Raw genomic sequence first — 22,383 nt, forward strand, 5'->3', positions numbered from 1 at the left:
AAATAATAGAGCTCTCAGTTGTATTAAAAGTGAAAGGGGGTGCTGAGGTGTACAATTCATATGAGCTCAATGAATCTGTACGGCGGGCCTTGGATCTATATTCACAAAGCATGATCAAAATTGCTTTTGCGTACTTGAAAAATATAGCTGACGCAGAAGAAGTGGCACAGGAAGTATTTCTTACTTACCTTCAGAAGCACCCTGTATTTGAAAATAGTGAACATGAAAAAGCATGGTTGATTCGAACAACCATTAATAAAAGCAAAAATATGCTGAAGACCGGATGGTTCAAAAGCAGAAACCCTGTTCCCGAAGATCTAAGCTACCTGCCGAAGGAAGAAAATGATGTTTTACAAGCCGTATTGGCCTTGGACAAGAAATATCGAATTCCAATTCATCTGCACTATTATGAGGGCTACTCGATTCAGGAGATTGCAGTTATTTTGCAGTCTAAGCCCGCAACGGTAGGGACATGGCTTGCACGAGGACGTCTTATCTTAAAAGAGAAGATTGGAGGCCTAGAGGATGAAGAAATCTGTTTATAAATCCGCGATGTCTCGTGTGAAAACAAGTGAGAATTTTAAAGAAGAAACCTATCAAAAAGTGATTTCAGAAATGGAAAAAACATCACAAACCAATCAGATCAATCAAAAGGAGAGTTTGAAAATGGAAAAAGCGAAAAGAAAAACGTTAACGGGTTGGACTGTCGGGATTGCAGCATGCGCGGTATTATCGGTGAGCCTCTTTGCAATGAATCAACAAGCCCCCACGATTAATAACCCTAATCCTTCGGAAGTTGCAACGAAGCCTCCGACATTGGGCAAAGTAGCAGTCAATATTGACGGAGTTATTTCCGAGGTCAGCGAGGATGGAAAAAGCTTTAAGATTGGCGACCTATGGGTAGAGGTAACCGATAAAACGGAGCTGGGCAGCAAGGAGCCTACAGCAGTGAAACCATCGGAAGAGCTGCTGGGCAAAGAATTTAAAGTGGGCAACATCGTGTCGGGCTTCACCTCCCAGGATATCAGCACGGGCAAGGTGGCGGCAGATGTCATCTACAACAATATTGCTCCGCAGAAGGACGATACAGCGAACCCGCCTACTACAGGCAAAGCAGTAGTTAATATTGAGGGCGAAATTACGGAAGTAAGCGAAAATGGGCAAAGCTTCAAGGTTGGCGACTTGTGGGTAACCGTAACGCCAGAAACCGGCCTCGGCATCCAAGGCCCGACGGCTGCTGAGCCATCGGAAGAGCTGCTAGGCAAAGAATTTAAGGTGGGCAATATCGTGTCCGGCTTCACATCGGAAGATGTAAGCACAGGGAAAGTGAATGCAACGCGGATTTACAATAATATTGCACCGCAAAAATAAGAACGTTATCGCAGAGCGCATAGCTGCTAAGAATGATATGAAAAACTGCAAGATCGTACAGCCTCCTAAGGCAGCGATCTTGCAGTTTTTTGTGTCATGGGCGTTGCTCTCTTACCCACCCTTGCGCAGCACCATTTCTAGAATCAGCTTTGTCTCCTGTTTGAGCTCGCCGCTCCATTGCTCTTGGATGTAAGGGATAGCCCGATCACCGAGTTCGATTAACTGTTCATACGCTTCATAGTCGGTTTTCCAGAAGCTGTACGGGCTTCCTTTGCCGAATTCTCCCTTTTCAATGACGGAAATCCAGTGCAGAACCTGCTCGTGGAGCGGCTTCTGCTTTACAGCAAATATGGCCGCTTGGAATGCCTCGTCCTTCTCTTTGACATCAGGCATCGCCTTGTACAACTCCTCCTCACTGACGCATTTTCGAAGCAATTGACTGGTGGTCAGAAAATCGCCTCCGACGCCATCTGCAGCAGACACATAGGCGATGAAATGATCGGTTCGAATGAGCCGCTCAAAGTCATGCCTCAAGCGATGGATTACATCGATGGCAATTAGGAAGAGCTGGGAGTCAACGAGCGTTTTCTCGAATATGTAATTTTGTTCGATAGTCAAATAACCGGGTTCCTCCAAAGTGATGCACGAGTACATGCTTAGCCACTTCTGAAGCCGATCAGGCATAGATTCATACATGAATGGGTAGTCGCCTTCTGCGTATTTGAATTGCAGGTGAAGCTGCTCGCGTGTCATGTTGTCGTGGCCGTAGGCTTCTTCCACGCTTTGATTCAAGCATTCCAGATTATTGATATAGATGAGATAGCTGCCGTGATATGTGTCTGTATAAATAGAAAAAGTGTAGACATCCTTGTTGTTCCCACTCGCAATATAATCATCCAGAGCAGATTGGCAAAACTCATATAAGGCATCCTCAACATCTTTGGAACTTACAAAAATGCCGTTAACCGAGCTGCGTGAATCTATCTCAACGATGTCCTTATCGGGGGTGCAGAGCAGATAGCCTCCGCCGCCTTCTAATGGCCTTTTTCCGCTAATCAGTTTGCCTATATGTACATCATAAGCACTCATTTTGATTCGCCTCCTGCTGGTTTGGACCTTAAGTAGTATTCAACGTATGCTAAACGATTCCTCCCCTTCGGACTACAGTCTTTATAAAATCGGAGGAGGTGCGTTGTGCTTGCGCAAAAAATAATTAATCGTGGTATTGATTATTATTCTGGATATAATAGCACTACAAGATAAGAAATAGTTAAATAGGACTGCAGAAATAAATAAATAAACAATATTCATTGTATGAATCATTATAAAGTCGAAAGGAAGGGTTTATAGATGATACGGATAAAACGCCGGCTGAACTTGATTACGCTTGTTTTACTGCTCATGTGCATTATTATCGTTCCCGTTCTTATCCAAGGCTACATGCTGGGCAAAGGAGCGGTTCAGCAAGTCGAGACACTATATGATAAATCGGTTTCCAGCAACATGGAGTCGCTCTCCATCAGCTTGGACTTTTATGTGAACCATATTGAGGATTATATTCGCACCTTGTCGCAGGATCAGGAATTACAGAGGCTGTTAATTCGAAATGATAACGCTTCCATAAATGAACAAGCGGTCAGAGATCGCCTGAAGTCATTTACTGCTGCATATCGGTTAAGGGTGCCCTTATACGTACAAATTATTAACGATCAAGGAGATGTATTTAGCAATAGCGTTTTGCATGATACCGAGGTTGAGCGATTGAAGCAAGTCGTGCAGCAGTTTAATTGGCCTTCCGAGAGGATACCTTATGATAATAACGTCATGTATCGCAATGTGGGCCCCAATTTTCACGACCTCTCGGAAGGGCAGAACGCATTTTATTTCACTAAAAATATTGTACATGGCAATTCGGCGCTTGGCCTCTTAAACGTAGAGGTCAACGAGAGCTTATTTCAGCGGCTGCTGCGCAAAATTCAACTGAATAGCTCAACCCTTGCATTTATAAGTCAGGAAGACGGCGAATTGCTCATTTCTAGCGAAGATGATGACGACCACCTGCAGGAGCTATCCAGACAGGCGATATCGAAGGCGAAGGTGGACGGTGGGGGATATGAAAGCTTTCTGATTCAGTGGAACGGCCAAAGCTACTTTTGCTCCATCCAAAACATTCCGTTCTTAAGATGGTACTTAATTGCGTTAACGCCAGAAGAGCTATTGGCCAGTCCTACAAAGCAATTGTGGAGCCATACGCTCACGGTAACCGTGTCGTCCATTCTTTTGATTTCACTGATTCTGTATATATTCACAAGAAAAGCAATGATACCTGTGCTGAATTTATCGAGGATGGTTCGGAAAATACGTTTTAATGATGCTGGGCAGGGGCAGGATGTCATTGGAAATTTCCAATACAAAGGCTTGGAGGAAATTGAAATTTTATTCTCGGGCATTCAGCAAATGCTAAGCCGGATTAATGAACAAATTGAGCGAATTAAAACGGATGAACGGGAAAAGTCGAGCCTGGAGCTCAATCTCTTGCTGTCCCAGATCAAGCCTCATTTCCTGCACAATTCGATTAACTCGATCCGTTGGATGGCGGAAATGAAGGGCGAGAAGATGATTGCCCAGACCCTTGTTAATTTAAGCAGCATGCTGAACTACACGCTAAGCAAATCACGAACCATATGGAGCACGGTCGGTGAGGAAATGGATTATGTCAGAAGCTATATTGCATTTCAAGAAAAACGGATGTTTATCAAAATTGAAACGATATGGGATGTGCCGCGTGAGGTGCAGGGCGCAAGAATATTGAAGCTGACGCTGCAGCCGATTGTCGAGAATGCAATCATGCATGGATTTACTAATCTTGATGGAATTACGCCACAGCTGACGATTGCTTGCGCGATGGAAGGGGAGCAGGTACGGGTGGAGGTTATAGATAACGGAGTCGGAATTGAAGAAGGCTCCATTGCCGGTATGCTGATCACCGATTCTAATGAGGACGACGAGGAGGAACGAACCTCGGGGATTGGTCTTAAAAATGTGCATCGTCGCTTGCAACTGGAGTATGGCGAGAGGTATGGCATCGAAATTCACAGTGTAGTGGGTAAAGGGACGAACGTAACGCTTACCTTTCCCTATATCGATCATAATGGAGGGATTCGGAATGAAAGTGATGATTATTGAAGACGATATGCTAGTTAGAATGGGGATCAAATCATTAATTCCTTGGTCTGAAATGGGTCTGGAGGTTGTCTGCGAAGCCAGAGACGGAGTTGAAGCCGTTGAGTTATACGAGAGGTTTCTGCCGGACATCGCACTTGTAGATATTTTGCTTCCCAGAATGAATGGGCTTGATTTTATTGAGAAGGTAAAGCCCTTAAATCCGGACGGGGAATTTGTTATTTTGACCTGCAACCAAGATTTCGAAACGGTTCGCAAATCGCTGCGCCTGGGCGTTCATGATTTCATCGTTAAATCAACGATGGAAATTGAAGAGCTTCAGCTCATTTTGAAGCAGCTGACAGCCAAGATGAAAGCCAAGCTGCTGGAGCATCATTTTCAGGAAGAAGGGACGCCGGAAGCGGGTTCAAGATTCGTTCGTAAAGCCAGCATCTTAAGAGATTGGCTGCACGGCTTATATAACGGCGAGGAGACAGAAGCGTTTGCTGAGAAGCTGGGAGAGTATAAATATTTTCTGCAAAAGGGACAATATGAGGCATGGGTGGTGGCATTAGACCCTGCTCAGGAGGATTCCAAACTAACTTCCCAAGAACTCGTTAAAATAGGCCATTCGATTGACCATATGGCGGTTGAGCTTTATCGCGGCAGGCTAATTGGGTTCGTGGAAAATATGAAAGATAACCGCTGGCATGTATTGCTAAGCAGCACGAGCAGCTCGGATATCGATCCGAAGCTGTTGATCGACTCGGTATCGCAGTATCTTGGACATTCGCTATCCATTGCGGTGAGCAACAGATTTACGGACTGGAGAGAGTGGACCTTGTGTGATCGTTCAGCTAGCGAACTGCTAAGCCTCAAATATTTCCGTGAAAATGACCATCTCTTTCATGGCGTACTGCCTGAAGCAACGCTTTCCGATGCCGTGTTTATTTGGAAAAAAGCAATGATGAACAAGCTGTCCAGCTTTCAATTTGAGCAGGCAGGGGATCTGCTGGCAGATCTTAAGCAGGTTATTGGCCCGCCGTATCCAAAACCAATCCTGCTGCACAATGTACTGGAGGATATTTTATTTCAGCTGAAGCAAATTTGCGAAATGTCGGGACGACGCCCATCGGAGTCCTATTTCCAAAGATCGGAGTTACTGGACTGCGTTTCATTAACCCAAGCTGTACATTTGCTATACAACGCCATTCATGTGTTGCAAGAACCGGCTTTCAAAGAAAAGAACGGCCATGAAAGAAAGAAGTTTGTTGAAGCCACCGAGAGGTTTATTCAGGAGCATCGTTTTGATGAAATTAGCTTGAATGCCATCGCGATGCATCTGAGAGTAAGCCCCGTATATCTCAGCCGGATTTACAAGGAGGAGAAAGGGATTTCGTTCAGCACCGCCGTATTGACTGCCAAGGTGGAGCAAGCCGAAACGATGATCCGCAGCGGGATGACCTTAACGGAGGTCTCAGATAAGCTGGGCTATTTAAACCTGAGCTCATTTACCCGCATGTTTAAGAAAATTAAGGGGATTGCTCCTTCACACTATGCTGAAACAGAAAAGGATTAAAAAATGTTAACAGCGGCTTGAAAAATGATAAATGGCATCCTCTTCGGATATAAAGTGATAAATCAAATGGTTGGCTTAGGAGATTCATCTGCTTATGGAAAGCTTCTATACTAGGAAGCAAGACATCAACTAACGAAAGAAGGAAGGTTTCCATGAAAATGAGAAGATGGTCTGTTTTAAGCATAGCTCTAATGATGCTGGTTACAATGTCGCTCACTGCATGTACTAAGAATGAAAATGAAAGCGCTTCTACGGGTAGTGAGGGGCAAGAGAAGGTCAATATTGTTTTCTGGAATTCAGGGTTTGCGACCATTGATGAAAATAACAAAGCGAAGAAAAAAGAAGACTTCTATATTTCTCAGGCCGTTGCCCGCTATGAGAAGGCTCATCCCAATGTGAAGATTGATGTGCAGGACGTACCTTCCGGAGATGAGCTGTTTGCTAAATTCCAAACGGCAAGCATTGCCAAGAATGGTCCTGATTTAACGGTACTCTGGTCAGGTTCCTATATGCTTCGGTTTAAGCAATTTTTAGAGCCGATGGATAGTTACTTTTCAGGTGAAGAAAGATCCAGAATCGTGGGATGGAGCGCAACGACGGAGGACTTTACGGCAGATGGCAAAGCCTATGGCGTTCCATTTGGGACAGATGGAACTTTTCTTCTAGCGTATAACAAGAAAATTTTCGCAGATGCCGGCATTGATCCGATTGCCCAGCGCCCGAAAAATTTTCAGGAATTTGTAGCCATGCTGGAAAAAGTGAAGACGAAGGATATTACGCCACTTGGTTTGTTCAAGGACAGCTTCCTTCATGTGCCGGACTATTGGATTGCTCAAACGGTGGATATTCCTGGCCTAGACAGCTTGGTGAAAGGCACAACTAATTTCTCCGATCCTAAGCTGGTGAATGTCATGAAGGGCTGGCGCGAGCTGTTCGAGAAAAATTTGGTCATTGCCGACGATTCGGTTCGACAACTGTTTATTCAAGAGCAGCTTGGCATGACGGTTGGAGCAAATGCGGATATCTTGAACTTCAGCAAGGAGATGGGCGATAAGGTCGGCTTCATGAAAATTCCGGACTTCAGCGAGGATGTCAAAATCCACGATGGCGGCCCTGGCGGAGTAGGCGCTGCGTTTGTGGTAACGAACTACTCAGAGCATAAGAAAGAAACGGCTAATTTCGTCAAATTCCTCATGAGTAAAGAAGAACAAATCAACAAAATCAAATCGGGCGAAGCACGCATCACTGTTGTTAACGATGTTGACGTGAACGAGTACGTATCCGAGCCGCTAGTGAAAACGATGCAAGATATGGCCAATGAGCCTAGCACGATTTTCTGGCCGGATAATGTATATCCAGCGGAGCTGACAAGCGAGATGATGTCGCTGCAATCCCTAGTTTCCAGCGGGAAAATGACAGCGGAAGAATTTATGAAGAAAATCGATCAGAAACGCGATTCGCTTCTAAAAAATAAATAGGCGGCCAAGAAGCGGCCTCCTCCGACGGGAGGCTGCTTCTGCCGATAGGCAAGGAGGAATAGAGGAATGGGTCTCAAGCAAGAACGATGGGTAGGTTTGTTCTCCTTGCTGCCGGCTTTTCTGTTGCTAGCTGTATTCGTTGGTTATCCCATGTTCAACACATTTTTTCATAGCTTTACGGAATGGGATGGGGTCACTTCTACGTACGTTGGCTGGGACAATTTCAAGACGATCCTCAGTAATGGCGATTTGCCGCTTATGCTGCGTAACAATCTGATCTTTTTATTATCGGTACCGGGCATCTTGTTCATATCGCTTACGGTGTCGGTTCTGCTGCATGAGGAGGTTCCGGGGTGGCGCTTGTTTCGTTCGGTGTATTACTTGCCGGCAATCCTCTCCTCGGTCGTTATCGGTTTTTTGGCAAAATCGATGTTTACGAACAAAGGGATCGTGAATACGCTTCTGGAAAATGCCGGACTTGGCGCGTTTACGACGGATTGGCTGAATACGGTGCCGACCGAATTTATGATCTTGATTCTATGTTTTTACTGGCAGACGCTAGGCCAAGGAACGCTCATTTTTTTATCGGGGCTATCTTCGATCTCCAATGAATTGTTTGATGCGGCCAAAATAGACGGAGCCAATTGGCGTCAGCGATTAATGTACATTGTCATCCCGTCGTTATATCCAGCGATTTTCTACTTTACGATCGTCAATGTCATTTATGTTTTTGTCGGTCTGTTTGGCCTTGTTTATTCGATCACAGGCGGTGGGCCAGGTTACGAGACAACTCCCATCGACTATATGATTTATATTCAAGCCTTCCGAAGCGGAAATATGGGCTATGCGAGCGCACTGTCGGTTTTCTTGTTCTTCATTGTTATGTTCATTACGTGGATTCAGTTGAAAATATCCAAGCGCTTGGAGCAATAGGAGGACATTATGAAAACAGCCTCTAGAAGAATGATCAGATTTCTGATTTTTATCGTGCTCGCTGTCATTGCCTTCATGGCGATGTATCCGTTGTTCTACATGGCCATCAGTAGTATGAAGCCAACGATAGAATATATCAAACATCCGATGGGTCTTCCAAAAACCTGGTATTTTGATAACTTCATCGCACTCATTTATCGCTTCTCTCTTGTTCGGTTGTTTGGCAATACGCTCGTCTATGTTGGACTCAGCTTAGTTGCTTCCCTAGCCTTGTCTATTCCGGCGGCCTATGCTTTTGCCAAATTAAAATTCAAATACCGCAACGGGTTTTATATTATTATGATCGCCACGATGACCATACCGGGTATTACCTTTATCATTCCAAACTATTTGTTGATGTCCAAGATCGGCTGGACCGACCATATCATATCCGTAGTAACCATCTGGTCTGTCTCGGCTATTCCGAGCACGGTCTTCTTACTCACTTCACTGATGAGAGCCATGCCCGATGAAGTGCTTGAAGCGATAAAAATAGACGGCGCCAAATATCATCAGGCGATGTTCAAAGTGATTTTGCCCATGAGCTTGCCGGGTGTAGTCACGGTATCGATCTTTAATGCGACGAACTGGTGGAACGATTTGTTAACCCCGCTGATCTATTTGCAATCGGATGGCTTAAAGACCGTAACCGTTGCGGTGGCGACGGTACTCAACAGGTTCAGCTCAGACTACCCGCTGTTATTGTCAGGGCTGTTGCTTGCTTCGCTGCCTCCAATTGCGATTTATATTATTTTTCAAAGCTATATTCGTAAAGGGCTGGTTATCGGAGCTGTTAAATAAACGAAATCGAATGAGGATAAGAAAGGATGTCATCACATGAGCAGAAAGCAAGGGCGTCTCTATTCAAAAGTAGCGATCATTACAGGAGCGGCAGCAGGAATAGGCAAGGGAGCAGCATTGCTCTTTGCCGAAGAAGACGCGAGTCTTATCCTGGTCGACATCAATGAGGAGAAGTTAAACGAGGTTGCTGCGGAAATTCGCCAAATGGGCGGAAACTGTGAGATCGTATGCGGCAGCGTGGGCTTGATGAAGACGGCTGAAGATGCGGTGGCAAGCGCGGTCAATGCTTACGGCGGGCTTGATATCGTTTTTAACAATGCGGGAATTATGCCTGTTGGCGATATTTTGGATTATGAGGAAGAAACCTGGGACGAAGTGCTGCAGGTGAATCTGAAGTCGATGTTCTTAATGTGCAAAAAGGCGATCCCTGAGATGCTCAAGAGAAATGGCGGCTCTATCATAAATACTTCTTCGGTCATGGCTTCTTTAACGGAGCCCGGCTATACCGCTTATTCTGCTTCCAAGGCAGGCATTATTGGGTTAACCAAAGAGATTGCCGTCTCCTATGCCGAGAAGGGCATCCGCTGCAATTCGATTTCGCCAGGCTGGGTGGAGACCGATATGAACGTCCGTCTCGCCGAAAGCATGGGCGGAATGGATAAATTATACCCAATCATTAAACAGCAGCAGCCACTCGGAAGAATGGCAACCACGCGCGAGGTTGCGTATGCGGTGTTATTCCTAGCCTCCGACGAATCTGTTGTCGTTAGCGGCTCTAATCTAAGCATTGACGGAGCAGCATCGGCTGCGATTTGATAACAAGCCCTTATTCAAAAACATTCACTCTCATATGGAGGTTATACCTATGGCTAAAATTAGCATTATCGGAGCAGGATCGGCCATGTTCTCCCTCAGCCTAATCAAGGACATCTGCTTGACGCCTTCTCTTGAAGGCAGTGTCGTCAGCTTTATGGATATCGATGAGCAGAGATTGGAAAGCGCATATTCCCTTTGCGAACGCTACGCCAAAGAAGCTAATATCCATCTTGTTCTGGAAAAAACGACGGATCGGAGAGAATCGCTGCGCGGAGCCGACTTCGTCGTGCTTGCTGCGCTAGTCGGCGGCCATCAGCGCTTGAAGGACGGATGGGATATAGCCCAGAAGCACGGTTATCGGTTTGGAGGAAGCCTGCATGTGATGCATGACGAAGGCTTCTGGATTAATTTCGATCAGCTGCGCCTGATGGAATCGGTCATGCTGGATATTTTGGAGATTTGTCCGGACGCTTGGTATATGCTCGTATCCAACCCGGTCATGGCAGGCGTAACCTACTTGCAGCGCAAGTACCCGCAGGCTAAGCTGGCAGGCTTCTGCCATGGTTCTAACGGGGTAAAAGCTGTTGCTGAAGTCATTGGACTCGACCCGAATCATATTACGTATGAGATTCCAGGCGTGAATCACTTTATTTGGCTGACCGAGTTCCGATACAAAGGGGAAAATGCATTTCCTATTTTGGATCGTTGGATCGAAGAAAAATCGGCTGCTTACATCGAGAACTGCGCGACCTGCGACTGGTTAGGTCCCAAAGCGCTTGATCTCTATAAGAAATTCGGCGTATTTCCAATTGGTGATACGGGAAATCCGGGCGGCGGCTCTTGGCCGGCTTGGCACCATGCGGATCAAGAAACGGAGCTTCTCTATAAGGAAGACCCTCAGGCTTGGTGGCGGGACCTTTACTTCGCGGGAGGTGCAGCTGGCGTAGAGAGAATCCGGAAGGTTTCTGAAAATACGACAGAAGCGGTGATGGATCATTTCCCGCCGGTGCATTCGTCAGAACCGATGATTCCGTTCATTGAAGCGATAGCCTGTGATGTGCCTAGAGTGATGATCCTTAATATATTGAATGACAGCAACTACGTGCCGGGCATCCCGCTCGATTTTCAGGTGGAAATTCCTTGTTACGTCAGTGGAATCGGCGTTCAAGGCATTAAGACCAAAGGCTTGCCTAAGCCTCTGATTAACTTTGCGCTTCGTGATCGTGTGGCTCCCGTGGAAATTGAGCTTCAGGCCTATGATAGCGGGAATCTAGAAGATCTTGTCCAGTTAATTATGATGGATCCGTGGACCCGTTCCGAGAAACAGGCTCGTGCACTGCTGGATGATATCCTTAAATTGCCTAGCCTTGCTGCGATGAGACAGCATTTTAATTAAGGGGGCAGGCAAAATGGCTATCGAACAGTATGAGCTATATGGGGAGACAGCAATAAGGATACAAAATGAGGAACTGGAGTTCACATTAGTGCCCGCTTGGGGAAGTAATTTACTATCTTTGCGCTTAAAAAATAAAAATCTTGAATTGCTGCGATTTCCGGAAAGTCAGGAGAAGTACAAGGCAGATCCTATCTTGTATGGCCTGCCTATCCTCTTTCCTCCTAATCGCATTGCCGATGGCAGGTTCGCTTTTAATAGTAGGGACTATCAGTTCGATATAAATGATGCCGCTGAACATAATCATACCCACGGCTTATTATTCGATGCGCCGTGGAAGCTTCTAAGGGCGGAGGCAGAGGGAGAGAGGATCGTACTAGAGACGATCATTCATTCGGATGAACATGAAGCGATTTTAGCTCGGTTTCCACATTCATTTAGTGTTCAAATGAGTTATATCTTGGAGCGGGCAACGCTCACCATTAAAGCAACAATCAGCAGCCGAGATGCCGCGCCATTTCCTTGGGGACTCGGCTACCATACGACGTTTAATTATCCGTTTGATCCCTCAGGGGATCTGGCGCAGTGCCGATTTTCTCTGAATGCGGATAAGCAGTGGGTGCTGGACGAACGTTTCTTGCCAACCGGCGAACTAGTGGATATTCCTTATTTGGAGGAGCTGCGCGAGGGGAAAAGCTTAGTCGAGCACGCGCTGGACGATGCGTTTCAGACAGCAGAATCGGGAGCCAATGAAGCGGTGCTGACCGATCTGAATGCCGGCATTCGCGTTGTGTATAGTGCGGACGAGCAATTTAAGCATTGGGTGGTTTACAACCATGATGCACGGCAGGGTTATTTGTGCCCAGAGCCTTATACTTGGATAACGAATGCACCAAATTTGCAGCTTCCGGAGGAATTGACGGGCTTCCGGGTTCTTCAGCCTGGCGAGCAAGTGACAACAACAACACGAATTCGAATGGAAGAGGTGATTTGAGCATGTCTTTGCGCAGTGACCGATGGTTCAGACACCCGTCCAAGGAAACGCGATTCCAGCATCTGTCGGCCATGAGGGCTAATGGGCATGTTCCCGAATCGTTTGTAGGCAAGCCGATTATTGGCATCTTCAATTCATGGAGTGATTTGAATAGCTGTAATGCGCCCCATAAAGAATTAGTCGAATTTGTCAAACGCGGAGTGCTGCTTGCCGGAGGATATCCGCTTGAGATGCATACGATCACGACGCCTGCCGATTTTATGAAGCCTTCGGATCTGCCTTATCGCAATTTGATGGCGATGGATGTTGAGGAATCCATTCGGGCATTGCCCATTGACGGTGCAGTGCTGCTTTGCGAATGCGATAAAACAACACCCGCCCAGCTTATGGGTGCAGCGAGCAGCAATATTCCTTCGCTGCAGCTTGCTGCCGGGCACCGGGCATCAGGTTCCTTTCGCGGGAAGAAAGTGAATTATGGGACAGATCTTTGGAAGCTGATGGATGATTACCATGCGGGCCTTCTGACAGACGAGGAATGGAGCGAGCTGGAAAAATGCATTTCATGCACGCAGGGAGGATGTCCTGTCATGGGAACCTCCTCTACAATGAAATGCTTGTCGGAGATTCTCGGCATGATGCTGCCGGGCACCTCCACGATTCCGGCCACGCATGCCAGCCGTAAATGGGCAGCCGAAGAAACGGGCAAACGAATTGTTGCGATGGTTAGGGAAGAGTTGACTCCGGCTCGTCTAATGACGGAAGCTGCATTTGATAATGCCATCAAGCTGCTGGCAGCACTTGGCGGTTCTACCAATGCCGTTATCCACTTGACTGCAATTGCAGGCCGGCTCGGCATTCATATCCCTTTGAAGCGCTATGAAGAAAAATCTAAGGGCGTCCCGCTTTTGGTCAATCTCCAGCCGAGCGGAGAGCATAGCATGGATGACTTTTTTGAAGCAGGCGGGCTTGGAGCGGTGATCGGCAGACTGCTGCCCGAGCTGGATGCGACTTGTCTGAGCGCACTTGGAACTACGCTTGAAGAATGTTATCGCGATTACCCGGCCTATAAGGATACGGTTATTTACTCGGTAACCGAGCCTTATAAATCGGAAGCGGGCATTGCCATACTAACAGGCAATCTTGCTCCTGCGGGAGCTGTACTGAAACGAGCGGCTAGTTCCTTAATCAGTCACCGGCATAGAGGCCAAGCGATTGTATTCGATAGCTATGAAGAGATGAATGAAACCATAGATAGCGAACAGCTGGAGGTTGATGGAACCTCGGTGTTAGTGCTACGAAACTGTGGCCCGGTGGGGGCAGGGATGCCTGAATGGGGAGCGCTGCCGATTCCGAAGAAGCTGCTAAAACAGGGAATTCGGGATATGGTACGAATCAGCGACGCCCGAATGAGCGGAACTAGCTTCGGAACGAATATTTTGCAAGTTTCGCCGGAAGCCCAGCTCGGAGGGCCTATCGCTGCCATTCGAAGCGGGGACTGGATTGTGGTCGATCTGGATCACGGTACGATCAGCGTAGAGCTAACGGATGTGGAAATACGTGAGCGTCTGCGTGATTGGTCGCCTGTTCGTCCGCATAAGCGCGGGTTTATGAAGCTGCATGCGGATCATGTCTTGCAAGCCGACCAAGGCTGCGATCTCGATTTTTTGCGTCCAAATTCGAAAGAGGAAGCTAAATTTATAGAACCAATTGTCGGACGAGGTTAAGAGAAGTTAGTCATTCACCTATATGGAATGAGTGAAGGGGGAAACAACGATGAACAAAGCTCAAGCCTTTGCGGCTAGTCTTGGCCTGCCGGACAAAGAACAGTATCAGCTCGCGACAAGCGCAAAAACATTTGAAGATGGAGCCCATTACCGTGTGGAAATCCCTTCGGTAGAGGGTCCTGCAATAATGGAGAGCGTCATTGCAGAAGCCAAGCAATTTGGATTAACGGTCAACCGCGTCTCTCAGGGCAGCGGAATTATGCTGTTAAGCGATTCCGAAATTAGCGATATGGTCCAAATGGGCATGGCGGAAGGGATGGAGGTATGCCTCTTCGTTGGGCCGCGAATGAGCTTCGATATCGGAGCTATGTCTCATAGCAGCAGCGGAAAGCTGCTTGGCGGGCGACACGCCGGAATGGATCAGTTGCTATACGGTTTGGAAGAAATATTCCGAGCGGCGGATTTAGGCATTCGAAGCGTGCTTGTGGCGGATGAAGGCTTATTATGGCTGATCAATCAAGCGAAAATCAAGGGTCAGCTGCCAGCCAATTTGGTTGTTAAGATTTCTGCGCTGATGAGTCCAACCAATCCGGTAAATGCTCGGATCTTTACGGAGCTTGGCGGCACTACCTTGAATTTGCCTGGCGATATCACTCTGCCGCAGCTGTCATCGATTCGAGCCGTGGTTGATGCTCCGATCGATCTCTATATTGAGTCGCCGGATGATTTGGGCGGTTTTATTCGCAACTATGAAATCCCGGAAATTGTAAGAATCGCTTCACCGGTTTATCTGAAATTCGGGCTTCGGAATGCTGTTAGCGTGTATCCGGCGGGGATTCATAACAAGGATCTGGCTATCGCCCAGTGCAGAGAGAAAGTGCGCAGAGCTCATTTGGGCATTCAAGTTCTCGACAGGTATCATTCGTCTGCCATTCAATCCGCCAGTTTTGCCGAGGGGTTGGGAATTCCTTCAGTGAGCTAAAGCGATAACCCAAGGGATGGAGTGAATAGAGAAATGACTATAGAGCAGACTTATTTGAATTTTATAGATGGAAAATGGAGCGTATCCGCAACCGGAAGGTTGACGGAAAGCATTAATCCTGCGAATTCGTCTGAGATCGTCGGATATGTGCAAGATTCCAACGAAGCGGATCTTGAGCTTGCGGTGAGCGCCGCTAATCGTGCCAAAGAAGCATGGCGCAGGCTTTCGGGCGCGGCCCGGGGCGAGTATCTGTTCAAGGCAGCTAACCATCTGGAGGCAAGACTGGAAGAGATCGCCGAAACCATGATGCGCGAGATGGGCAAGACACTTGCGGAGTGCAAAGGCGAAACGGCTCGTGGAGTTGCTATTCTTCGTTATTATGCGGGGGAAGGCATGCGGAAGACAGGCGACGTTATACCTTCAACTGATCCTGAGGCGATCATGTTCACAACTAGAGTGCCTCTAGGCGTTGTGGGTGTTATAACGCCGTGGAATTTCCCGGTTGCGATTCCGATGTGGAAAATGGCTCCAGCGCTTATTTATGGCAATACGATTGTCATAAAACCAGCCATTGAAACGTCGATTACCGCAGCTAAGCTCCTTGCTTGTTTTGAAGAAGCGGGTTTTCCATCTGGCGTTGTCAATATGGTCACAGGTGACGGTGCTCTAATTGGAGGCGGTATTGCCAACCATTCCAATATTCAAGGTATTACCTTTACGGGTTCCAATCGAGTAGGGAAACAGATTGGCCAAGCGGCTCTTTCGCGGGGAGCCAAGTATCAATTGGAGATGGGCGGGAAAAATCCGCTTATCGTCGCTGAAGATGCTAACCTCGATCTTGCCGTAGAAGCAGCGATTAGCGGCGGATTGAAATCTACTGGACAAAAATGTACAGCTACAAGCCGAGTACTTGTTCAATCCTCCATCTATGAAACGTTCCGGGCGAAGCTGCTGGATCAAGTCAAACAATTGAAGCTGGGAAATGGGAAGGATTCCACCACATGGATGGGGCCTTGTGCCAATGAAAAGCAGCGTGATACCGTTCTTTCCTACATTAATAAGGGAATCGCGGAAGGGGCGAGCCTCCTCTATGGTGGAAGCATACCGAAGGACGAGGAATTGATGAGCGGCTATTATGTGCAGCCGACCGTCTTTGACAAGGTAACCGTGAATATGACGATTGCCAAGGAGGAAATTTTTGGACCGGTACTGGCGCTTATCCCGTTTGAGGACTTGAAGGAAGCGTTAGCGCTGGCCAATGACGTGGAATATGGACTGAGTGCCTCGATTTATACGCAAAATATTAGCCATATTTTGACCTTCATCTCTGATATGGATGCAGGCTTGATCCGCATTAATGCTGAAACGGCAGGAGTGGAGCTGCAGGCTCCATTTGGCGGAATGAAGCAATCCAGCTCGCATTCGAGAGAGCAGGGACAAGCGGCTATCGAATTTTTCACTTCAATCAAAACCGTATTCTTAAAAGCTTAGTGTTAATCCTGTTACCCAAACGCTTAGGGAAATTGGTTTAGCATATCCCCCAAAAAAGTCCTTTAAGCGAACTTCGCTTAAAGGACTTTTTTTCTAAAACGTTATCCGACCGTGCCTTTGATTTGGCCTGGACCGCTCGAATATTGCATGAGCGGAGCTAACCATACCATTCCTGTTCCCCGATAGACATTGACGAGACCCTCGCCAGAAGCAGCGGAGCCCATCCGGGTTTTTCCGGATTTTTCAACGGTAAAGTCAAGCGTATTTGACCACATTAGAGCAAAATTTCCATCGACCTTTAGTACGTCATTTTTCAATTCGACGACAACAGCCTCTTCAGCTGGAATAGGAGCTTCGAGTGCGAGAATCCCTTTTCCTTTGGCGCTTAAGTTAAAGAGACCTTCCCCGCCTAGTACTGCAGAGGAAAGGTTTTTGCGGGCAGTGACGGCGATCTCCAGCGTGGTTTCGCAAGCGAGAAATAGGCCATCTTCCATTACGATATGGTCATTGTCGACATCAATGAGCCATAAGTATTTATAAGTGGTCTCAAGCAAAATCGTGCCGGTGCCTTTGTAAAGAGGCTTGACCGCACTCGTCCCTGTAGCCGCGCTGGACATCAGGTTTCTCATTAAACCTCCAACGCCTTTAATCCCCGAAGTCATTTCAATATTGCCTACCATATACTGCATGGCTCCTGCGCTCAACATAACCTCGCTATTATTGATCTCAATCATTAATTGCTTATTGCGCATATTGCTTTTGCTCATGTAAAAGTTGGATTCCGCCTCAGATAAGGTTGTGCTGCTTAAATCTTCTTTATACTCAATGACCGTAAACCCGCCAAGCTGCTCTTTAATTATAACGTTATTGTTATCTTTTAAATTATTGATGGTGAAAGCCATAATGAGATACGCCTCCTGTGGAAGTTATTAAAAATAAGCGTTGCTAAAAACTCATTTAGAAATAGATATTCGACAATAAGCTTCGGTATCCTTGCTGCATGTCCCTTAATTGAATCAACACTAGCTATTTAATAGAAGTTGATTTAAAATAATAATAAATAATGAAACATGGTTTTATCTAATGAAACAAAGCGTGGTTATGGCTAAAAAACTCGACTAATGCTTATTGATTGCAGTCTTGGAAGCAAATAATGGTTTAACGGGAGAGTGGTCGTTCATGAATAATAAAGACCGGTTTTCAACACGAGTGGATTCGTATGTGAAGTATCGCCCAAGCTATCCGAGTGAAGCCATGGATTATTTGTATAACAAGGTAGGATTGAGTTCAGGCAGCGTGGTGGCTGACATTGGCGCTGGGACGGGTATTTTTTCGGCACTGCTTCTGGAGCGGGGAAGCCAGGTCATTGCGGTTGAGCCTAATCAGGAGATGAGGGAAGCAGCGGAGCGGGGCTTGATAGGCCGTGCTGATTTTCGGGCGGTGGTAGGGTCTGCTGAGGCTACGGGGCTGCTAGACCAATCTGTCGATTTTATTGTTTGTGCACAAGCGTTTCACTGGTTCGATCTCCAAGCAGCGCAAGTGGAGTTTAGACGGATTTTGAAGCCAGGGGGAAAAGCCATCCTGATATGGAATTCCCGTCTTACAAAAGGCACCCCATTTCGGGAAGAGTATGAGCAGTTGCTTCAAACCTTCGGCACCGATTACAACAAAGTAAATCATAAAAATATATCACCGGAAATTTTGGCTACTTTCTTTAAACTAGGGAAAGTGCAGGAAGCGCGGTTCGTTAATCAGCAAATGTTCGATTGGGATGGGCTTTTCGGCCGTTTGCGTTCGTCTTCTTATACCCCAGCACCTGAAGATCCGCATTATGAAGGGATGCTGCGCGAGTTAAAGGAGCTGTTTGAACGTAACCAACTGGACGGAAACGTAGCCTTCGAATATGAGACCGAGGTCTTTTGGGGCGAGATCTAGGCGTTATCCTTTGAAACGTAAGCCAAGTCCGTAATCGAGTTGCATCTATGGTATAATTGAAGAAGTGCGATAAAGTGATCAACCCCGCTACAGGTAGTCTTATGCTGAATTTTGTGATAACATGTAGACTGATGAGTAGAACGTGAACGTGGAAAAGCCCATGCCGTTCGTGCCAGTATAACTACAGTTTTCGGACGCATTTTAAACTGTAGATGAATTGGGTATGATTGAAAGATCGAGTTTTAAAAATGCAATTATTTTGAAGGAGGATTTAACATGGCTTTGGAATCAATGAAAGAAATGTTGAACAAAGGACTAAAAGAAGGTTACGCTGTTGGTCAATTCAACATCAATAACCTAGAGTGGACGCAAGCAATCCTTGGCGCTGCTCAAGCAGAGCAATCCCCAGTTATTTTGGGCGTTTCTGAAGGCGCAGCTCGTTACATGGGTGGCTTCACGGTTGTAACTGCAATCGTAAAATCCCTTATTGAAGAAATGAAAATCACGGTTCCAGTTGCGATCCATTTGGACCATGGTTCAAGCTTCGAAAAATGTAAAGCAGCCATTGATGCTGGTTTTACTTCCGTTATGATAGATGCTTCACACTCTCCTTTCGATGAGAACGTAAAAACAACTCAACAAGTGGTTGCTTACGCGCATGAGCGCGGCGTTTCCGTTGAAGCTGAGCTTGGTACCGTTGGCGGACAAGAAGATGACGTAATCGCTGATGGCGTTATCTACGCTGATCCGCAAGAATGTAAGCAACTGGTTGAGCTTACAGGTATCGATTGCCTTGCTCCAGCACTAGGTTCCGTACATGGTCCTTACAAAGGCGAACCAAACCTTGGTTTCAAAGAAATGGAAGAGATTTGCCAAACCATCAAGCTTCCATTGGTATTGCATGGCGGTACAGGAATTCCAACTGCGGATATCAAAAAATCGATTTCCCTTGGAACTGCAAAAATCAACGTAAACACAGAAAACCAAATCGCGTTTACAAAAGTAGCTCGCGAAATTTTGACTTCGGATGCAGAAGTTTACGATCCGCGTAAATTCTTGTCCCCGGGCCGCGATGCGATTAAAGCAACGGTTCAAGGCAAAATGCGTGAGTTCGGTTCTTCGAACAAAGCTTAATAAACACAAAATGAAAAAAGGTTGGACAAGCTGCAAATCGCAGCAGGTCCAACCTTTTTTTTATTCCTTCTGATCATACGATCATCCCTTTCCTTGTCGGAGTTTGTCATTTTGCCGTCATTGGGGCCGAGTATAATGGATCTTATTATGAGGATAGGGAGAGATATGGATATGCCGCGATTTTCAGTACGTTCTTTATTTTTGGTTTCGATGTGTGTTTTGATCGTATTAAGTGGGTGTGTGACTCAAACAAGCCAAGTGGTTATTAATTTTGAAAATACCTCTTTGGGCAGCGATGAGCAAATCTTTCTAAGATATTCGGACGGTAGTGTTGCCCATGCGCCTAAGGCTGATGGAGGAAGCTCCGTGACCGTTAGTACTAATGCCACAAAAACGATTGTGGGAGGCTATGTGACCAATGGTGCTTTAAGTTGGGTACCGAGTTTGTCTTATATTCCGAATTTTACTATTAGTGAAATTCAAAAGCAGAAACCTACTCATTCAATCGATCATATTATTTTAGCCGACGGGCCAGAAGAGGATAGTATTCACCCCGGTTATGTCTCCCTGACCTTCAAGGTCTATGGCACTGATGGTCAGCTTGTGAATGGTCAAACCGAAATATTTGCCCATTCAGCAGATCCTGACTTAGAATTCTATAATATCCATACCAGCGGTACTGCAACGGTTAAGGAAGGGTATTCCTGGTATACAGTTAATGGATTGGTCACTTTTTCAGTTAAATCCACTCTTAAAGATATTTTAACGGTGCCGCTATCGATTTACTCCGGTCCCCAGCTCATTACGGACGACCCTTTCAACATAGATCCTTTGCTTGTAACCGAGATTAATGTAACTAGCCATGACGATGCATCATCTTTAGAAGTAGGGTCTACATTAAACATGTATGCTGAAATTTTGCCCGAAAATGCATTATACAAAAAAATTAAGTGGTCTGTAGAAAATGGAACAGGCACAGCGACAATTAACGCGAGTGGCGTGTTGACCGGAACAACAGCAGGAACGGTCACGGTAAAAGCTACGGCTGTTGATGGCAGTGCTGTTTATGGAACGAAGCTTATAACGATTACAGAGCCAGTGGTGCCGGTAGAAACCATCTCCATAACTGCTGAAGACGAAGTAACCTCAGTAGAAACAGGCGCGGAGCTTCAAATTTTTGCCGCAGCAGCCCCTGCTAATGCGACAAACCAAACCGTATCGTGGTCAGTCCTTCCTGGAACAGGCACAGCGTCCATTGATGCAGAAAGCGGCTTGCTAACTGCGGGTTCCCCTGGCACAGTAACCGTGCAAGCTGAAGCATTGGATGGAAGCGGAGTGATCGGCAGCATGACGCTAACGATTACGGCAATACCGGTCTCTTCGATTACAGTAACCGGCGTATCTACCGTAGAGGTGGATGAGAACATTACATTTACAACGGCGGTTGCTCCAGCAAATGCAACGGATCAAGCGATTCAATGGTCTGTTGAAAATGGGACAGGCACAGCGACAATTAACGCGAGTGGCGTACTTACGGGTAAAACGGCAGGAACCGTTACGGTTATAGCTACGGCTGTCGACGGCAGCGCTGTGTATGGAACTAAAGTGGTTCAAGTTACCACGAAGGAAATTATCGAACCAACACCGTCACCGGAAGCAACGCCATCACCGACGCCGGAAACAACACCGGAAGCAACACTAACGCCAACAGCGTCGCCAGAAGTGATACCATCACCAACGCCGGAAACAACACCAGAAGCAACGCCGACGCCAACAGCGTCGCCAGAAGCAACACTATCACCAACAACACCGCCAGTGGTAACACCCGGAACGCCAACGGTTACAACACCAGTACAGACAGCAACACCAACGCCAACACCAACAGCAAAACCTGAAGTTGGCTTTAACAACGAAATTATTGATGTTTCTCAATTGGTATCTAGACTGAGCAAACAAGCGGAGGAAGCAAAAGCTAATCCTACAACCGTTCCATTCAAAGATACGACTGCTCATTGGGCGCAATCGACCGTGAATATGTTTGTTCAATTTGGGGTTGTGAAAGGTTATAGCGACGGAACATTCCATCCCAATGCAAGCATTACACGCGGGGAGTTTGCCACAATCATTGCAAAAGTGTTCGATTTGTCTGCTAAGGCTAATGACTATAAACTAGCCGACGTGAGCGGGCATTGGGCGGAGTCATCCATTCATGCCTTAATCGAAAGTGGAGTTATTTCTGGCTATGAAGATGGTTCATTTAAACCGAACAAAGAAATTAGCCGTGCCGAGATTATCTCCATTATTTCTAAAATCATTAATTTTGCTGATGTGAAGGATGAAGCCGCGTCTGCTTTTAATGATATTGAATCTGCTTGGAATAAAGATCAAATCCAAAAAGCTGCATCTGCTGGAATTATTAGCGGACAGGGGAATGGACAATTTTCGCCGAACAAACCGTCTACCCGTGCCGAAGCGTTAACGATTATTTTGCACACTCTTCAATTGAATGCAGACTTGAAAAAAATATTAGGAGAAATGAGTTAAGCTTATA

18 protein-coding genes are annotated in these 22,383 nt (G+C 46.4%); 16 read left to right on the plus strand and 2 right to left on the minus strand.

All coding sequences use genetic code 11. From position 1 onward, the window contains the following. Positions 1–47 precede the first annotated feature (47 nt). The gene (locus FJQ58_RS20265) at positions 48–545 is read left to right on the plus strand and encodes an RNA polymerase sigma factor (protein ID WP_139996594.1); all 498 of its coding nucleotides are present in this window, start codon (positions 48–50) and stop codon (positions 543–545) included. Beyond that, complete coding sequence (locus tag FJQ58_RS20270) at positions 526–1,371, plus strand: hypothetical protein (RefSeq protein ID WP_139996595.1); 846 nt, start codon at positions 526–528, stop codon at positions 1,369–1,371. Before FJQ58_RS20265 ends, FJQ58_RS20270 begins: the two co-directional genes overlap by 20 nt. 111 nt (positions 1,372–1,482) lie before the next feature. Here FJQ58_RS20270 and FJQ58_RS20275 read toward each other — a convergent pair whose 3' ends face one another. Further along, positions 1,483–2,460 carry a DUF4303 domain-containing protein gene (locus FJQ58_RS20275; RefSeq protein ID WP_139996596.1) on the minus strand — a complete coding sequence of 326 codons (978 nt, stop codon included), beginning with the start codon at positions 2,458–2,460 and terminating at the stop codon, positions 1,483–1,485. Between the two features lie 261 nt (positions 2,461–2,721). Here FJQ58_RS20275 and FJQ58_RS20280 point away from each other — a divergent pair, with 261 nt between their 5' ends. From FJQ58_RS20280 to gucD, 11 genes are all read left to right on the plus strand, one after another. Further along, a complete protein-coding gene (locus FJQ58_RS20280; RefSeq protein WP_139996597.1) occupies positions 2,722–4,557 on the plus strand; it encodes a cache domain-containing sensor histidine kinase in 1,836 nt (611 codons plus the stop codon). Next, positions 4,538–6,112: a response regulator transcription factor gene (locus FJQ58_RS20285; RefSeq protein ID WP_162341643.1), complete on the plus strand. Its 1,575-nt coding sequence runs from the start codon at positions 4,538–4,540 to the stop codon at positions 6,110–6,112. Before FJQ58_RS20280 ends, FJQ58_RS20285 begins: the two co-directional genes overlap by 20 nt. 152 nt (positions 6,113–6,264) lie before the next feature. After that, complete coding sequence (locus tag FJQ58_RS20290) at positions 6,265–7,590, plus strand: ABC transporter substrate-binding protein (protein WP_139996599.1); 1,326 nt, start codon at positions 6,265–6,267, stop codon at positions 7,588–7,590. Between the two features lie 66 nt (positions 7,591–7,656). Further along, positions 7,657–8,523 carry a carbohydrate ABC transporter permease gene (locus FJQ58_RS20295; protein WP_139996600.1) on the plus strand — a complete coding sequence of 289 codons (867 nt, stop codon included), beginning with the start codon at positions 7,657–7,659 and terminating at the stop codon, positions 8,521–8,523. 9 nt (positions 8,524–8,532) lie between these two features. Beyond that, positions 8,533–9,363 (plus strand): carbohydrate ABC transporter permease, encoded by an 831-nt coding sequence (locus FJQ58_RS20300; RefSeq protein WP_139996601.1) that lies wholly within the window; start codon positions 8,533–8,535, stop codon positions 9,361–9,363. A gap of 36 nt (positions 9,364–9,399) precedes the next feature. Further along, positions 9,400–10,179 (plus strand): SDR family NAD(P)-dependent oxidoreductase, encoded by a 780-nt coding sequence (locus tag FJQ58_RS20305; protein WP_139996602.1) that lies wholly within the window; start codon positions 9,400–9,402, stop codon positions 10,177–10,179. Between the two features lie 49 nt (positions 10,180–10,228). Beyond that, positions 10,229–11,575: a family 4 glycosyl hydrolase gene (locus FJQ58_RS20310; protein ID WP_162341645.1), complete on the plus strand. Its 1,347-nt coding sequence runs from the start codon at positions 10,229–10,231 to the stop codon at positions 11,573–11,575. Between the two features lie 13 nt (positions 11,576–11,588). Next, on the plus strand, positions 11,589–12,566 hold the full coding sequence (locus tag FJQ58_RS20315) for an aldose 1-epimerase (RefSeq protein ID WP_139996604.1): 978 nt from the start codon (positions 11,589–11,591) through the stop codon (positions 12,564–12,566). Between the two features lie 2 nt (positions 12,567–12,568). Next, on the plus strand, positions 12,569–14,290 hold the full coding sequence (locus FJQ58_RS20320) for a dihydroxy-acid dehydratase (protein ID WP_139996605.1): 1,722 nt from the start codon (positions 12,569–12,571) through the stop codon (positions 14,288–14,290). 49 nt (positions 14,291–14,339) lie between these two features. After that, on the plus strand, positions 14,340–15,272 hold the full coding sequence (locus tag FJQ58_RS20325; RefSeq protein WP_139996606.1) for a hypothetical protein: 933 nt from the start codon (positions 14,340–14,342) through the stop codon (positions 15,270–15,272). Between the two features lie 33 nt (positions 15,273–15,305). Continuing rightward, positions 15,306–16,763: an alpha-ketoglutaric semialdehyde dehydrogenase GucD gene (gucD, locus tag FJQ58_RS20330; RefSeq protein ID WP_139996607.1), complete on the plus strand. Its 1,458-nt coding sequence runs from the start codon at positions 15,306–15,308 to the stop codon at positions 16,761–16,763. A 101-nt stretch (positions 16,764–16,864) separates the two neighbouring features. Here gucD and FJQ58_RS20335 read toward each other — a convergent pair whose 3' ends face one another. Continuing rightward, on the minus strand, positions 16,865–17,665 hold the full coding sequence (locus FJQ58_RS20335) for an AIM24 family protein (RefSeq protein ID WP_139996608.1): 801 nt from the start codon (positions 17,663–17,665) through the stop codon (positions 16,865–16,867). 277 nt (positions 17,666–17,942) lie between these two features. Here FJQ58_RS20335 and FJQ58_RS20340 point away from each other — a divergent pair, with 277 nt between their 5' ends. The 3 genes from FJQ58_RS20340 to FJQ58_RS20350 all read left to right on the plus strand — a co-directional run bounded on the left by FJQ58_RS20340 (position 17,943) and on the right by FJQ58_RS20350 (position 22,376). Further along, complete coding sequence (locus FJQ58_RS20340) at positions 17,943–18,698, plus strand: class I SAM-dependent methyltransferase (protein ID WP_139996609.1); 756 nt, start codon at positions 17,943–17,945, stop codon at positions 18,696–18,698. 276 nt (positions 18,699–18,974) lie between these two features. Then, a complete protein-coding gene (locus FJQ58_RS20345; RefSeq protein ID WP_139996610.1) occupies positions 18,975–19,832 on the plus strand; it encodes a class II fructose-bisphosphate aldolase in 858 nt (285 codons plus the stop codon). A gap of 366 nt (positions 19,833–20,198) precedes the next feature. After that, positions 20,199–22,376 carry an S-layer homology domain-containing protein gene (locus FJQ58_RS20350; RefSeq protein ID WP_162341647.1) on the plus strand — a complete coding sequence of 726 codons (2,178 nt, stop codon included), beginning with the start codon at positions 20,199–20,201 and terminating at the stop codon, positions 22,374–22,376. Positions 22,377–22,383 lie beyond the last annotated feature (7 nt).

The organism is Paenibacillus paridis (genome assembly GCF_006345825.1).
GTDB lineage: Bacteria > Bacillota > Bacilli > Paenibacillales > Paenibacillaceae > Pristimantibacillus > Pristimantibacillus paridis.